Origin of the sequence: Kitasatospora sp. NPDC058115 (genome assembly GCF_042884635.1) — a bacterium.
In the GTDB taxonomy this organism is placed as follows: Bacteria; Actinomycetota; Actinomycetes; order Streptomycetales; family Streptomycetaceae; genus Kitasatospora.
Window position 1 is genome coordinate 1 of record NZ_JBHVTL010000047.1, and the last position, 1,211, is coordinate 1,211.

Sequence of the window (1,211 nt, forward strand, 5' to 3'; positions counted from 1 at the left end):
GGTTACATTCCGAACCCGGAAGCTAAGCCTCACAGCGCCGATGGTACTGCAGGGGGGACCCTGTGGGAGAGTAGGACGCCGCCGAACAATCATTCAAAGCCGCGGCCCCCAGCGATTCGCTGGGGGCCGCGGCTTTTTTGCGTAGGTGCGCAGGTGTGCACGACCGGTAGAACGGGACTTCCGCCCAGACGCGGGGCGTCCCTCGATGCCGGACAATGGAGATGGTGCACGGTCAGAAGGCCGGCGCCGAACCGCGTGAGGGCAGTGGTGCTGCCCGCTCCGCGGTGGAGATGAAGCAGCAGAAGGAGTCACCACGATGGCGAACCAGCCTCAGGACCGTCCCGAGCGTCGATCGGACGACGGCCGCGGCTACGAGCCCCGGTCTCGCGGGGGCTGGTCGAACGACCGTGGTCCGCGCCGCGACGACCGCCGCGACGACCGTGGCGGCGACCGCGGCGGTTTCCGTCGCGACGACCGTCCCTCCGGTGGGCACGGCCGGGACCGTGACGACCGTGGTGGCGACCGCGGCGGCTTCCGCCGTGACGACCGTCCGGGCGGCTACCAGGGTGGTGACCGTGGCGGCTTCCGTCGCGATGACCGTCCGTCGGGCGGCTACGACCGCGGTGGCCGTGACGACCGTGGCGGTTTCCGCCGTGACGACCGCCCCTCCGGTGGCGGTTTCCGCCGCGACGACCGCCCGTCGGGCGGCTACGACCGTGGCGGCCGTGACGACCGTGGTGGTTTCCGTCGCGACGACCGCCCCTCCGGTGGCGGCTTCCGTCGTGATGACCGTCCGGGTGGGTTCCGGCGGGACGACCGTGACGACCGTCCGCGCCGTGACGACCGTCCGTCGGGCGGGTACGACCGTGGCGGGCGTGACGACCGTGGTGGCTTCCGTCGCGACGACCGCCCCTCCGGCGGCGGCTTCCGCCGCGACGACCGCCCGTCGGGCGGCTACGACCGCGGTGGCCGTGACGACCGTGGTGGCTTCCGCCGTGACGACCGCCCGGCCGGTGGCGGGTTCCGTCGTGACGACCGTCCGTCGGGCGGGTACGACCGTGGCGGCCGTGACGACCGTGGCGGTTTCCGTCGTGACGACCGCCCCTCCGGTGGCGGCTTCCGCCGTGATGACCGCCCGGGTGGGTTCCGTCGGGACGACCGTGACGACCGTCCGCGCCGTGACGACCGTCCCTCGGGCGGCTACGACCGCG

The 1,211-nt window shown here is 73.2% G+C and carries 1 rRNA gene and 1 pseudogene; both read left to right on the plus strand.

Features of this window, described 5'->3' with window-relative positions:
- Positions 1-87: ribosomal RNA gene (rrf, locus tag ACFVVL_RS33580) — 5S ribosomal RNA — on the plus strand; the annotation flags it as partial.
- A 229-nt stretch (positions 88-316) separates the two neighbouring features.
- Positions 317-1,211 (plus strand): annotated as a pseudogene (locus ACFVVL_RS33585) (hypothetical protein); the annotation flags it as partial.